This window comes from Myxococcus eversor (assembly GCF_010894455.1).
GTDB lineage: Bacteria > Myxococcota > Myxococcia > Myxococcales > Myxococcaceae > Myxococcus > Myxococcus eversor.
In genome coordinates this window covers 294256-307316 of sequence record NZ_JAAIXY010000003.1, presented here as the reverse complement: position 1 = coordinate 307316, position 13061 = coordinate 294256, and the positions used below count along the sequence as shown (strand labels likewise).

Below are 13061 nucleotides of genomic sequence, written 5' to 3'. Positions count from 1 at the left end.
AAAGAGCTTCCGGGCCTGCTCCCAGGAGAAGGCCCGGACCCGGCGCCCCACCCGCGGCTCATCGCGGGTGGGGCGTCCGTTTGTCGAGACAACAGGTCAACCCGGCGATGGCAGGAGCGCGGATGCGAAACACGGTCGTCATGAGCGTGCTGGTGGTGGGACTGGGACTTTCGGCGTGCGGAGAGAACCCTCCCCAGCCGCCGCCTCCCAACTTCTGTCCGGAGCGCCCCGCCCGCCAGGAGCCGAAGCCCGGTCAGGCGCCGCTGCTGGTGCGCGCGCGCCCCCGGCACCAGGAATGGCCGGCGCGCCGCGACCTGGCGCGCGTGACGGTGTCGGCGCTGGCCCGGCCCCAAGACGCGGGAGAGGTGGGCGTGGAGGGCAGGGCCTGGTGGGCCTCGCCCTGCTTGCTGGGCACGCCGGGCCTGGAGACGGCGACGCCCCAGGTGGCGGTGGCCGGGGATGGCCACGCGATGTCGGTCTGGACGGAGAACGACGGCGTCCACCAGGCGCTCTGGTTCAGCGAGTACGTGCCCCAGACGGGTTGGACGTCCGGCGCCGCGGTGGGGCTGTGGCGCGACTTCCCGGAGGGCGTGCTTCGGGTCAGACAGCCGCAGCTGGTCGCCGACGGGTACAGCCGCATGCTCGCGATATGGCTGCAGCAGGAGGGGCCCGGGGCGGAGCAGATGTGGTTCTCCCTGCACACGCGCGGCGAGGGGTGGAGCAAGCCGGAGCGCGTGCTGACGCGCCCGCCAGGGGACGCGACGGACCTGGAGGTGGTTCGCGACGCGGCGGGCATCGTCACGGCCGCGTGGACCCGGTTCGACGGGGATACGTTCAGCGAGAATGTCTGGGTGACGCGGGGCTCGCCCGAGACGGGGTTCGAGGACGCGCGCCGCATCGACACGCCCACGCCGGGTTTCTCCCTGGAGCCCCAGGTGTCCGTCAGCGATGACGGACACGTGGCGGTGGGGTGGACGCGGTTCGACGAGGTGGAAGGCATTGGCATGACCTGGTTCAGCCGGTGGACGCCCGCCGGGGGGTGGAGCGCCGCGGAGCGCGCCAGTGCGGACGGCGTGGAGTCCTTCTACGCGGAGCCGCTCGCGGGCCCCGGAGGCGCGGTGCTCGCGCTGTGGAGCTCGCTGGGCCCGGTGAACGTGGAGCTGTGGGCGCGGCCCTTCGTGCCCGGCACCGGTTGGGGCGCGCCCCAGCGGGTGGAGGACGCGCTGGGCACCTCCGGCATGGCCCAGGCCAGCCGGGAGCGGGGCGGCCGGGCCATGGTGGTCTGGCCCCGCGTCCGGGCCGGCTTCACCCGGCTGTCCGCCCAGCCCTATGACTTCGCCCATGGCTTCCGCGAGCGCCAGGACGTGGACGCGCAGCCGCTCACCCTGGGACAGGCCCAGGACCCGCAGGTGGTGTCCCTGAGCCGCACCCATGCGCTCGTCGTGTGGTCCCACCAGATGGCGGGCGGCCATCGCATCGCGACCAGCCGCTATACCCTCAACCAGGGATGGGGCAGGGCGTTGCTGCTCGACACGGCGCCGACCGCGCAGAGCGGCCTGCCGTGGCTCTCCGTGGGCCCCACGGGCGTGGGCGTGGCCACGTGGCTGCACCGTGGCGAGGTGCCGGGCCTGGGCGTCAGCGTGTTCCAGTAGCTGTCAGCACGCGCGCGTTGCCTCGGAGCGGCGGCTGGTCTTTCCTGCCGGGCGATGCCTGGTGAGTTCGACTTCATCCGCCGCTTCCTCCACCACTTCCCCAAGGCCCGCGTGCCGGTGGGGCCGGGGGACGACTGCGCGGTGCTCGCGCCCTCGCGCGGCGCGCTGTGCGTCACCACCGACGCGGTGGTGGAGGACGTGCACTTCACCCGCGCTGGCTTCTCCCCGGCGGACATCGGCCACAAGGCCCTGGCGGTGAACCTGTCCGACGTGGCCGCCATGGGCGCCACGCCGCGCTGGTTCGTCTGCGCGCTCGCGCTGCCTCGCGACTTCCCTGCCGCCCACCTCTCTGGAATCGCCCGGGGCATGGCCGCGCTGGCGCGCGAGCACCGCGTGGACCTGGTGGGCGGCAACTTCACCTCCGCGCGCGAGCTGTCCGTCACCATCACCGCCACCGGCGAGCTGTCCCGTCCCCCGCTCACCCGCTCGGGAGCCCGGCCCGGTGACTGGCTCTATGTGTCCGGCACATTGGGCGACGCGAGGCTGGGCCTGGCCCACTTGCAGGCCGGGTTGAGGCGCGGCGGCCCCGTGCGCCGCCAGCGCCGCCCCGTTCCGCGCGTGGCCCTGGGCCTGCTCGCGTCGCGCTTCGCGTCCGCTGCGCTGGATGTTTCCGATGGACTTGCACAAGACCTGGGTCACCTGTGCACCGCGTCCGGCGTGCGAGCGACGGTGGAACTGGCGCGGCTGCCCATGTCGGCGGTGGTGAGGCGGGAGCTGGGCGCGGCGGGGGCGCTGGCGGGAGGCGAGGACTACGAGCTGCTCCTGGCGGTGGCTCAGGGACGCGGCCGGGCATTCGAGCGGGCGTGTGCTCGGGGCGGGCACGTCGTCACGCGCGTGGGCGTGCTGTCAGAGGGCGTGGGGTGGGTGATCCACGATGAAGCGGGACGCGCGGTGCGCCGGCCGGGCGGGTTCGACCACTTCCGGTAGCATCCCGGGTGGATTGACCCTGCCCCCTGGCAAGGCTAAACCCAGGTCGCTTCCGTACCTCCCCTGAAAGCATCCCGTGCGCCGTCCCCTACGTGACGACACTGCCCCAGGACTGACTCCTCGTCGCGAGCCCATGCAGCGGCTGCTGCGCGCCGTGGACGGGCCACGTGCGACCAAAGAGGTCTCGCTCCGCCAGGTCATCTTCAACGGCTATGTGATGCTGGGGTTGATGCTCATCGGCTGGATGTTCCTGGCCGACGTGACTTTTCGCGAGCTGTGGCCGGATGCCGCGTGGTGGATGAACTACCTGGTGCGAGGGGGCGTGGCCCTCTTCCTCACCCTCACCGCGGCGTTCCTGCTGCCTTCCTGGCTGGTGCGAATCACCCGCGTGAAGGTGCTCAGCCGCTCCGCGTATGAGATTTCGCAGGGTGACTTGTCCAAGCCGGTGGCCGCCGAGGGGGGCCGCACGCGCGACGAAATCGACGAGCTGACGGGCGCCATCATCCGCATGCAGGAGAACCTGCGCGAGCTGGTGGGCAAGATTCAGGAGACGGCCAAGAGCGTGGCGGACACCGCCATCGACCTGCAGCGCTCGGCGGAGAACGTCAACGGCTCCACGGAGGAGGTGGGCTCGTCGATGAACATCATCGCCGGGGGCGCGGAGTCTCAGTCGCAGCTCGTGTCGAAGGCCTCCAAGGTCATCACGGAGATGGCCAGCAGCATCCAGCGCGCGACGGGCAGCGCCGAAGACGCGGCGCGCACCACGGCGGAGACGAGCAGCGCGGCGGAGGACGGCTCCAAGGCGGCGCGGCTGGCCGGCGAGAAGGTGAAGAAGGTCTTCAACCGCATCGAGTCCGCCAGCCAGCAGGTGTTCGCCTTCGGCGAGAAGACGCAGGAGATCTCCAAAATCGTCGACGCGATTACCCAGGTGGCGCAGCAGACGAACTTGCTGGCGCTCAACGCGACGATTGAAGCGGCGCGCGCGGGTGAGTACGGCCGCGGCTTCGCGGTGGTGGCCGACGAGGTGCGCAAGCTGGCGGAGAGCGCGGGCCGTTCCGCCGAACAGATTTCCAAGCTGGCGCGGGACATCTCCGGACAGTCCACCTCCGTGGTGAGCGCCATGAAGGAAGGCATCGCGGAGCTGGCCGAGGGCCGCGAGGACCTCACCAACATCGTGCGCAGCATGGGCGCCATCACCGACACCATCCGCAAGGGTTCGGAGAAGGTGCACCTCATCTCCGAGAGCACCCGCGAGCAGCACAAGGGCAGCGAGGAGATGGTGAAGGCCATCGAGGAGATCAAGCTGGTGGCGCGCAACAACGCCGCCTCCACGGAGGCCATCCAGTCCGTCATCCAGGAGCAGACGGCCGCCGTGTCGCGGATGACGTCGCTGGCCAGCGAGCTGACCAACCTGTCCGTCGAGCTGCAGAGCGTGGTGCGCAGCTTCCGTCTGGGGCCATGAGCAAGTCCTCCGCTTCATCGTCCGATGCCGCGCTGCGGGCGGCGGAAGTCCGCCTGCGCGACGTCATGCTGGCGCTTCCCCAGGTCACCGAGGAGTTCCCCTGGGGCCACCGCACCGCCAAGGTGAAGGGGAAGATGTTCGCCATCCTCGTCCTGGACGAGCGGGGGCTGCACGTCACCACCAAGCTGCCCCAGTCCAACGAGGCGGCGCTGATGCTCCCCTTCGCGGAGCCCACCGGCTACGGCCTGGGCAAGAGCGGCTGGGTGACGGCGCGCTTCGCCGCCGGCGAGGTGGCCCCGGTGGAGCTGTTGTCGCTGTGGATTCGGGAGAGCTTCAACGCCGTGGCGCCCAAGGCGCTGACGGATGGAGGCAAGGGCGCGAAGGCGCCGCGTTCGTCCCAGGTGAAGAAGTCCACCCCGGTGAGGAAGAAGGCCGTCCCGGTCGGGAAGAAGCCCACGTCGGTGGCGAAGAAAGTCGCGTCCGGGTCGAAGAAAACCGTGGCGAAGAAGGCGGCGCTCCGGGTGAAGACGCCCCGCACGGCGCGGCGCGGCACCAGCTCGCGACCAAAGCAAAGCTGATACAACACGACCTCTGTGCGGCACGTCATCTTCCGGGTGGAGAAGGAGCGCTACGGGCTGCCACTGTCGGCGGTGCGGGAGGTCGTCGTTCCCCCGGAGCGCTTCACCCGTGTTCCGCGCGCGCCTCCGGCGATAACGGGAGTGATGAACCTGCGGGGCCGGGTGGTGACGGTGGTGGAGCTGCGTCAGCTCCTGGGGTTGCCGGACGGTGCCACGCCACCGTCCCGCGTGGTTCTGCTGGACCGGGGCCGCAGGGATCTGGGACTGTTGGTGACGGACGTGGATGGAATCGAAGCGGTGGAGCGGGTGAGCGCGGCGCCGGGCAAGTTGACGCCGGCCATCCGTGGCGTTGCTCGGTTGGGCGGCCTGGGAGTGACCGTGTTGGATCCCGAGGGACTGGACGCCGCGGTGGTTGCCTTGTTCACCCATTCCAAGTGAGTAGCCCCCTGGAAAGCGCGGGTGATAGTGTCCGCGCTCCTCTAGGCTAGGCGATTCGGAGGCGGAGTTCTTCACATGGCTAAGAAGGTCCTGGTCGTCGACGATGCCATCTTCATGCGCAACATGATCAAGGACATCTTCGCGTCTGGAGGGTTCGAGGTCGTCGGCGAAGCGGCCAACGGTCTGGAGGCCGTGGAGAAGTACAAGGATTTGAAGCCCGACCTCACGACGATGGACATCGTGATGCCCTTCAAGAGCGGCATCGAGGCCACGCGGGAGATCATCAAGCACGACAGCAGCGCGGTGGTCATCATGTGCTCCGCGCTCGGGCAGGAGAGCCTGGTGATGGAGGCCATCGAGGCGGGTGCCTCGGACTTCATCGTCAAGCCGTTCCGCGCCGAGGACGTGCTGGCCGTGGTGAAGAAGGTCCTGGGAGAGGCGTGAGCGGCATCGCCTCCGGGCGGTCTCGCTTCGCTTCCTGACGAGGTCGGGCCATGACGATGGACATGTCCCGCTACCTGGGCCTCTTCATCTCGGAGGCCACCGAGCACCTCGAGGCGCTCGGGCGGGACCTGGTGCAGTTGGAGCGTGAGGGCTCCTCGAGCGCGGTGGACTCGATGTTCCGCCACGCCCACTCGGTGAAGGGCATGGCGTCGTCGATGGGCTTCGAGCCCATCGCCATCGTCGCGCACCGGGTGGAAGACCTGGTGGACGCCGTGCGGCAGGACCGTGGCCGGCTGGACCGGGACCTGGTGGACCTGCTGCTGAGTGCCTCGGACACGCTGCTGGCGCAGGTGCGCGCGGTGGCCGAGGGACGCCCCCCGGATGACGCGGCGGCGCTGCTCGCGCAACTGGGGGTCCGCGTCACGGCGATGACGGGCCATGCGCCCACCGCCACCCGCGTCGCCAAGGTCACCGTGAACAAGCCCGAGGACCCCGAGGGTGGAGGGGACTCCGGCTCGGGCTCGTCGGGCAGCGGTGGTGGCGCGGCTCCTGCGTCGGGTGCTGGCACGGACGGCAGTGGTGGCGGTGCGGGCTCCGGCGGAGGCACGTCGTCGGGCAGTGGTGGCGCGGGCTCTGGCGGAGGCACGTCGTCGGGCAGTGGTGGCGCGGGCTCTGGCGGAGGCGCGTCGTCGGGTACGAGCGGGTCCTCGGCTCCCGTGACGGACAGTTCCCCGGGTGGAGCGCCGGGCCCGGGAGGCGACACACCTCCGGGCAATGGCTCGCAGGGAGCCGTTTCTCCGGACGCGCCACCCCGGCTGACGGTGACGGAGAACGGCGCTGGAGGCGTGCGCGAGGTGCTGGGCATCGGCGCGCCTCCGTCCTCCGGCAATGGCCATGTCGCCACGGTGACGCCGCCGGTGCTCACCGAGGCGCAGGTGGCGGACCTGGGGACGGCGCTCAAGGCGGCCTCCACCGGCCCGCTTCCCGGAGAGGCTTCCGCCGACGGTCGCGCCACCCAGCGCTGGGCGGTGCGGCTGCGCATCTCCCCCACGTGCCAGGTTCCCGGCGTGCGCGCCTTCCTGGTGCACAAGCGGCTCACCAACCTGGGCACGCTGGTGGACCTGCGGCCCGCGCTGGAGGAGCTGAAGGCCGGGCGCATTCCAGACGGCTACATCCAACTGGAAATTGAAACGTCCGTGGGCGAGGCGGGCATCCAGGCCTCGCTCAAGAACGTGGCGGAGGTGGACGTCGTCTCGGTGAAGCCGGCCGTCGCCATCGCCCTGCCGGTGGTCGTCCCCACGGCGACGTCCGAGGGAGGCCGTGTCGCGGGTGACTCCTCGTCGCGCACGGTGCGCGTGCGCACGGAGCTGCTCGACTACTTCCTCGACACGGTGGGCGAGCTGATGCTCGCCACGGCGCGCCTGCGCGAGGTGGGCAAGGTGCTGCCGGAGACGGTGCGGCCCGTGCTGGACGAAGGCGTCTACCGGCTGCACACGCTGGTGAAGGACCTGCACGACAAGGTGATGTCGGCGCGCATGACGCCGCTGTCGCTCATCACCGACCGGTTGCCCCGCGCGGCGCGCGACATCGCCCGGCGCAAGGAGCGCGAGGTCGACCTGGTCATCACCGGCGCCGAAATCGAGCTGGACCGCGCCATCCTCGACGAGCTGTCGGACCCGCTGCTGCACCTGTTGCGCAACTGCATCGACCACGGCCTGGAGTCCCCCGAGGAGCGCATCGCCGCGAAGAAGGGCCCGCGCGGGCGCGTGCTGGTGGCCGTCAAGCGCGCCAGGGACCGGGTCATCATCGAGCTGGAGGATGACGGCCGGGGCATGAACCCCGCGAAGCTGAAGGCCGCGGCGGTGGCGCGCGGACTGCTCCCCGCCGAGGTCGCCACGCGACTGACGGACCGGGAGGCGTTCATGTTGTCGTGCCTGCCCGGCGTGTCCACGGCGAAGGACATCACGGACATCTCCGGCCGGGGCGTGGGCATGGACGCCGTCAAGCGCGTGGTGGAGAGCGTGGGCGGCACGCTCGAAATCGACAGCGAGCCGGGCCGGGGCACGCGCTTCACGCTGCGGCTGCCGCTGACGGTGGCGGTGGTGCACCTGCTGCTGGTGGAGGTGGGGGACGAGGTGTTCGGCCTGCCCATCGCCAAGGTGGTGGGCGCCACGGAGGCGGACGGCGACGCGCTCAGCCGCAGCAGGGAGACGGCGCTCTTGCCGCATGGCAACTCGCTGTTGCCCGTGCACGCACTGGACACGCTCGTCGGGGTGCCGACGCCGGGCATGCGGGGCGTCAGGCCCTTCGTGGTGATGGAGGGTGACTCTGGCCGGGTGGCGCTGGGCGTGGACCGGCTCCTGGGTCAGGAGGAAGTGGTGCTCAAGCCGCTGTCCCGGCCGTTGGATTTGTTGCCGGGTCTCTCAGGTGTGACCATCCTCGGAAGCGGCCGTCCGGTCTTCATCCTGGATGTTCCGAGGTTACTCTCCGCGTGAGCTTTCCCGTTCCCAGCGACGCGCAGCTCGATGCCCTGCGCGAGGTGGCCAACATCGGCTGCGGCCATGCAGCCAACGCCCTCTCCCGGCTGATGGGCGGGCGCCAGGTGGACCTCTCCGTCCCCCGCGTGGTGCTCACCGGCCCGTCGGACGCGGCGGGGTTGTTGGGCGGTGACTCGCCCGCGGTGGCGGCCTGGCTCTCCATCACCGGCGGGCTGCGGGGCGTGTTGATGCTGGCGATGCCGCTCGCGGACGGGACGGCGCTGGAGACGCTGCTGTTGGGCGGGCAGGAGACCGGGCAGGCCGAGCGCGACAGCGCGGTGTCGGAGGCCGCCAACATCGTCGCGAGCGCCTGCCTGTCCGCCATCGGCAAGCTGACGTCGTGGCGGCTGATGCCGTCGGTGCCCACCCTGCGTCGGGACTCGGCGCGGGCGCTGGTGGACGCGGCGGTGTCCCAGGTGGAGGGCGACGCCAGCCGGGTGGTGGTGCTGGAGGCGCGCTTCATGGCGGCGGCCAATCCCCCGGTGAGCGGGCAGCTGCTCCTGGTGCTGGAGCGGGAGAGCTCCCGGGCGCTCCTGGCGCGGCTGGGCGTGTAGCCCGTTTCAGGGTAGACGGGCCCCATGGATGAGAAGGCGCTGAAGCTGCTCCTGGGGAGCGTGAAGTCGGGCCGCGTCTCGGTGGATGCCGCCGTGGGCAAGCTCAAGGATTTGCCCTTCGCGGAGCTGGGGTACGCGACGCTCGATACCCACCGCAACCTCCGCTTCGGCTTCCCCGAAGTCGTGCTGGGCGAGCCGAAGACGGTGGAGCAGTTGTTGGGCATCGTCGGCGCGCTGGTGGAGCGCAAGCAGACGGTGCTGGTGACGCGGCTGCAGCCGGACAAGGCCGAAGTCCTGGTGTCGCGCTTCCCCAAGGGGCTGTACCACCCGGTGGCGCGCATCTTCCATCTCAAGCAGGGCAAGGTGCGCTCGGGCAAGGTGGCCATCGTCACCGCGGGCACCAGCGACATCCCCGTGGCGGAGGAGGCCGCGGTGACGGCCGAGGCCATGGGCGCGGAGGTGCGGCGCGTCTACGACGTGGGCGTGGCGGGCATCCACCGGCTGCTGCGGCGCCGGGAGGAAATCCAGGAGTGCCACGTCGCGGTGGTGGTGGCGGGCATGGAGGGGGCGCTGGCGAGCGCGCTGGGGGGCCTGGTGGGCATCCCCGTCGTCGCGGTGCCCACGTCGGTGGGCTACGGCGCCAACTTCAAGGGCCTGTCCGCGCTGTTGGCGATGGTGAACTCGTGCGCCTCCAACGTGGCGACGATGAACATCGACAACGGCTTCGGCGGAGGCTTCTACGCGGCGCTCGTCTCCCGCACCAAGGGGCGGCGGTGAGCACCATGCGACGCATCCTCTACCTGGAGCCGGTGGGCGGCATCGCCGGGGACATGTTCCTGGCGGCGGGCATCGACCTGGGGCTCAAGCCCGAGGCGATTGAAGCCGCGCTGCGCGGCCTGAGTGTCCCGGGGTGGAAGCTGGCGGTGAGTCGCGCCGTGCGCCACGCCATCAGCGGCACCCACCTGGATGTGGTGCTGGACACGCGCGAGGCGCACCCGCACCGCGCCTACGCGGACATCCGCCGCCTCATCGAGTCCGCGTCCACGCTGTCGCCTCGGGTGAAGGAGCGCGCGCTCGCGGTGTTTCGCGCCATCGGCGAGGCCGAGGCGAAGGTGCACGGCGTCTCCATCGACGACATCCACTTCCACGAGGTGGGCGCGGTGGACTCCATCGTCGACATCTGCGGCGCGGCGGTGGTGCTGGAGTTGTTGGGAGACCCGGAGGTCCACGCGGCGCCGCCCCCGCTGGGCAGCGGCTCCATCCGCGTGGCGCACGGCACCATGCCCATTCCGGTGCCGGCCACGCTGGAGCTCTTGCGCGACGTGCCCGTGCGCTTCGAGGGCGTGGGCGAGCTGACGACGCCCACCGGCGCCGCGCTGCTCAAGGTGCTCGCGCACATTGGCCACCCGCCCGACTTCATCGTGGAGAAGGTGGGCTACGGCGTGGGCACCAAGGACTTCAAGGACCGGCCCAACGTGCTGCGGGCGTCCCTGGGTCGCATGGAGGCTGCGCGCTCGGAGGGCCTGTGGGTGGTGGAGGCCAACCTGGACGACGCCACGCCGCAGTTGCTGGGGCACCTGGTGGAGCGGCTGCTCGCCGTTGACGCGCTGGATGCGTGGATTACGCCCGTGGTGATGAAGAAGAGCCGCCCCGGGCACCTGTTGAGCGCGCTGGTGGAAGGCGGCTTGCGCGACAAGGTGGTGGACACGCTGCTGCGCGAGTCCACCACGCTGGGCGTGCGCTACCACCGCGTGGAGCGACAGGCGCTGGAGCGCGACTGGGTGGAGGTGGAGACGCCGTGGGGCCGGGTGCGCGTGAAGCGCGGCCTGCGCGACGGCGCCGTGCTCAATGCCCACCCCGAGTTCGAGGACTGCCGCCGCATCGCCGAGGCCGCGGGTGTCCCCCTCAAGCAGGTGGTGGCCGCGGCCCTGGTGGCGCTCGGTTCTTCCTGAGCTGAAGCGCGCTGTCACCCGAGGCCGCGAAACCCTCGCGGCCCACTGTTCCTACGACCGAAGCCGCGTGGCCCCGAGGAGTCCAGGTCCGGGGTGCCGCCCTTCGCCAGCTCGGATGGAGCGGACACCCTGGCCCCTCATCGCCAGCGCCCGAGCCGTGTCCTCCACGGGGTGAACAGCAGGACGAGGAAGCACATCATTCCGAGGCCTATCCAGCGCGCGTCGCCTCGGCCGAAGCGCATCAGCATGAGCGCCCCCCCGACATAGGACACCATGACGAGACACCGCCCGAGCGTCGAGGGCATCAACGCCAGCAGTCCCGTGCCCAGGGTGGAGTGACGCGCGAGGATGCGCCACGCGCCGTGCTTCTGCTCCTCCTCGCGCAGCTTCTTCAGGAGGAACGCGTAGCGCTCCGCATCCTCGCGGCGCTCCTGCTCCAGTCGCTGGAGCCCGTCCTCCCGTTCGATGCCACGCTGCTTCGCGCGCTGCTCCCGATGCTCGCGCGCGAGCTGCTCCCTGTATTCAAGCTGCTCGGGCGTCCCCAGGTCGGCGCCGCACTGCTGGCAATACTTCGCGAAGCGGCCGTTGTCCGACGCGCAGACGACGCAGCGGGGAAAGTCCGGCCCGTCGTCCTCCGACGTCTCCGGCCGGTGCTCCAGCACCACGGGAGGCTGGGCCTTGAAGCGCTCCAGGTGCGCCTCCGGGACATCACCCTGGGGCAGCGCGCCGCGCTCGGCGATGTCCTCGAAGCGGCGCCCTCCGTCTTGAAGCTGGGGCGGCAGCTCCTGCTTCCCTCGCTCGCCCCGGTCCTTCTCCAGGTGGAGGAAGCGCGACAGCTTGGAGCTCATGTCGCCCTCGGGGGCGGGGTTCTCGCGGACGAGGCCGGACGCGTGCGGCCTCTCGCCCAGTCGCGCGACCGGCGAATCTCGTCGTGCATCGTCACCGACAAGGGGAAGGTGTCCCGGATGGTGCGCACCAGGTGCTGCTGCGCCAGCTCGGTGTCCTCCGCGAAGGCCTCATAGAGGCCGGCCACCACCACCTGCTCGATTTCGGCGCCGCTGAAGCCCTCGGTGAGCGTGGCCAGCTCCTCCATCGAGAAGCCCTCCGGCGCCCGCTTCCGCCGTCGCAGGTGGATGCGGAAGATCTCCTCTCGCTCGGCCTGCTCGGGCAGGTCGATGAAGAAGATTTCGTCGAAGCGCCCCTTGCGCAGGACCTCGGGCGGAAGGCCGTCGATGCGGTTGGCCGTGGCCACCACGAACACCGGCGCCGTCTTCTCCTGGAGCCACGTCAACAGCGTGCCGAAGACGCGCGCCGACACGCCGGTATCCCCCGCGCCGGAGGAAGCCACGCCGGACAGCCCCTTCTCGATTTCGTCCACCCACAACACCACCGGCGCCACGCTCTCCGCCACGCGGATGGCCTTGCGCAGGTTCTCTTCGGAGGAGCCAATCAGCCCGCTGAAGATGCGGCCCATGTCCAGCCGCAGGAGCGGCAGGTTCCAGTGCGCCGACACGGCCTTCGCGGTGAGGCTCTTGCCACAGCCCTGCACACCGAGGAGCAACAGTCCCCGGGGCTCGGGCAGGCCGAACTGGCGGGCCCGCTCTCCGAAGGCCGCGGTGCGCTGGCTGAGCCACCCCTTGAGGTTCTCCAGCCCGCCCACGTTCCCCAGCGTCTCCTCGGGCGGGTAGTACTCGAGCAACCCGCTCTTGCGAATCACCTGACGCTTCTCGTCCTGGATGCGCTTGATGTCCTCGGGGCCCAGCTTGCCGTCATGGGCAATGGCCTTGGCGAACGCGTTCTCCGCCTCGGCCATCGTCAACCCCAGCGCCGCCTTGATGAGCTGGTCGGCGTGGTCCCTCGACAGGTCGATGGTGGCTTTGTTCGTCCGCCGCACCACCGCGACAATCTCTTTCAAGAGCTGGAGCAGGTCGTTGTACCCGGGCATCGGCACATCGATGACCGAGATTTCCTTCTCCAACTCGACGGGGATGAGCAGGGTGGGCGACAGGAGGATGACGGTGGTGAAGGTGCTCTTGAGGAAGTGCGCCAGCTCGCGCAGGGCGCGCACCACGCCCCGGTCCTCCAGATAGGGATGGAAGTCCTTGAGCACCACCAGCGCGGGCTCGCCCAGCTTCTCGATGGCGGCCATCGCGTCGATGGGGTTGCGCGTGTCCTCGGGCAGGGGCGCGGTGCGCGAGGTGCCCACGCTGCGCAGGCCCCGGGTGATGGACCAGGTGAAGAGGGCCTTGCCGTGCGCGCGCGCCAGCTCCGCGAGGATGGCGTCCACGCGGTGCTCCTCCCACGACACCAGGTAGAGCAACGGGTAGCGGGCCCGCACGAGGATGTCGAGCTCCTCGAGCCACGGCTCGGCGGGGCGGGGGACGCGGGCGCTGCCGGGAGAGAAGGACGACATTCGTCCGGTACTTTAGTGGGCACCGCGTGGAAGCGAAAACGCGG

12 protein-coding genes are annotated in these 13061 nt (G+C 70.6%); 10 read left to right on the top strand and 2 right to left on the bottom strand.

Translation table 11 applies throughout. From position 1 onward, the window contains the following. The first annotated feature begins 122 nt into the window (after positions 1 to 122). From G4D83_RS08080 to larC, 10 genes are all read left to right on the top strand, one after another. A complete protein-coding gene (locus tag G4D83_RS08080) occupies positions 123 to 1652 on the top strand; it encodes a hypothetical protein (RefSeq protein WP_163864098.1) in 1530 nt (509 codons plus the stop codon). A gap of 54 nt (positions 1653 to 1706) precedes the next feature. Continuing rightward, complete coding sequence (gene thiL, locus G4D83_RS08075; protein ID WP_163864097.1) at positions 1707 to 2639, top strand: thiamine-phosphate kinase; 933 nt, start codon at positions 1707 to 1709, stop codon at positions 2637 to 2639. A gap of 133 nt (positions 2640 to 2772) precedes the next feature. Next, positions 2773 to 4101 (top strand): methyl-accepting chemotaxis protein, encoded by a 1329-nt coding sequence (locus G4D83_RS08070; protein ID WP_217911948.1) that lies wholly within the window; start codon positions 2773 to 2775, stop codon positions 4099 to 4101. Continuing rightward, positions 4098 to 4679: an MmcQ/YjbR family DNA-binding protein gene (locus tag G4D83_RS08065; RefSeq protein ID WP_163864095.1), complete on the top strand. Its 582-nt coding sequence runs from the start codon at positions 4098 to 4100 to the stop codon at positions 4677 to 4679. Before G4D83_RS08070 ends, G4D83_RS08065 begins: the two co-directional genes overlap by 4 nt. 15 nt (positions 4680 to 4694) lie before the next feature. Beyond that, positions 4695 to 5117, top strand: a complete 423-nt coding sequence (locus G4D83_RS08060) for a chemotaxis protein CheW (protein WP_163864094.1) — start codon at positions 4695 to 4697, stop codon at positions 5115 to 5117. 75 nt (positions 5118 to 5192) lie between these two features. Then, entirely contained in the window at positions 5193 to 5561 is a 369-nt protein-coding gene (locus G4D83_RS08055) for a response regulator (protein ID WP_163864093.1), read from the top strand. A 50-nt stretch (positions 5562 to 5611) separates the two neighbouring features. Further along, complete coding sequence (locus G4D83_RS08050; protein WP_163864092.1) at positions 5612 to 8056, top strand: chemotaxis protein CheA; 2445 nt, start codon at positions 5612 to 5614, stop codon at positions 8054 to 8056. Beyond that, positions 8053 to 8652: a chemotaxis protein CheC gene (locus tag G4D83_RS08045; protein WP_163864091.1), complete on the top strand. Its 600-nt coding sequence runs from the start codon at positions 8053 to 8055 to the stop codon at positions 8650 to 8652. The genes G4D83_RS08050 and G4D83_RS08045 overlap by 4 nt, the downstream gene beginning before the upstream one ends. 24 nt (positions 8653 to 8676) lie before the next feature. Continuing rightward, a complete protein-coding gene (larB, locus tag G4D83_RS08040) occupies positions 8677 to 9429 on the top strand; it encodes a nickel pincer cofactor biosynthesis protein LarB (RefSeq protein ID WP_163864090.1) in 753 nt (250 codons plus the stop codon). 5 nt (positions 9430 to 9434) lie between these two features. After that, positions 9435 to 10604, top strand: a complete 1170-nt coding sequence (gene larC, locus G4D83_RS08035; RefSeq protein WP_176434440.1) for a nickel pincer cofactor biosynthesis protein LarC — start codon at positions 9435 to 9437, stop codon at positions 10602 to 10604. 137 nt (positions 10605 to 10741) lie between these two features. On the opposite strand, the gene G4D83_RS08030 is transcribed toward larC, so the two are convergent. Beyond that, the gene (locus tag G4D83_RS08030) at positions 10742 to 11452 is read right to left on the bottom strand and encodes a hypothetical protein (protein ID WP_163864088.1); all 711 of its coding nucleotides are present in this window, start codon (positions 11450 to 11452) and stop codon (positions 10742 to 10744) included. Further along, a complete protein-coding gene (locus tag G4D83_RS08025) occupies positions 11449 to 13017 on the bottom strand; it encodes an AAA family ATPase (RefSeq protein WP_163864087.1) in 1569 nt (522 codons plus the stop codon). The genes G4D83_RS08030 and G4D83_RS08025 overlap by 4 nt, the downstream gene beginning before the upstream one ends. Positions 13018 to 13061 lie beyond the last annotated feature (44 nt).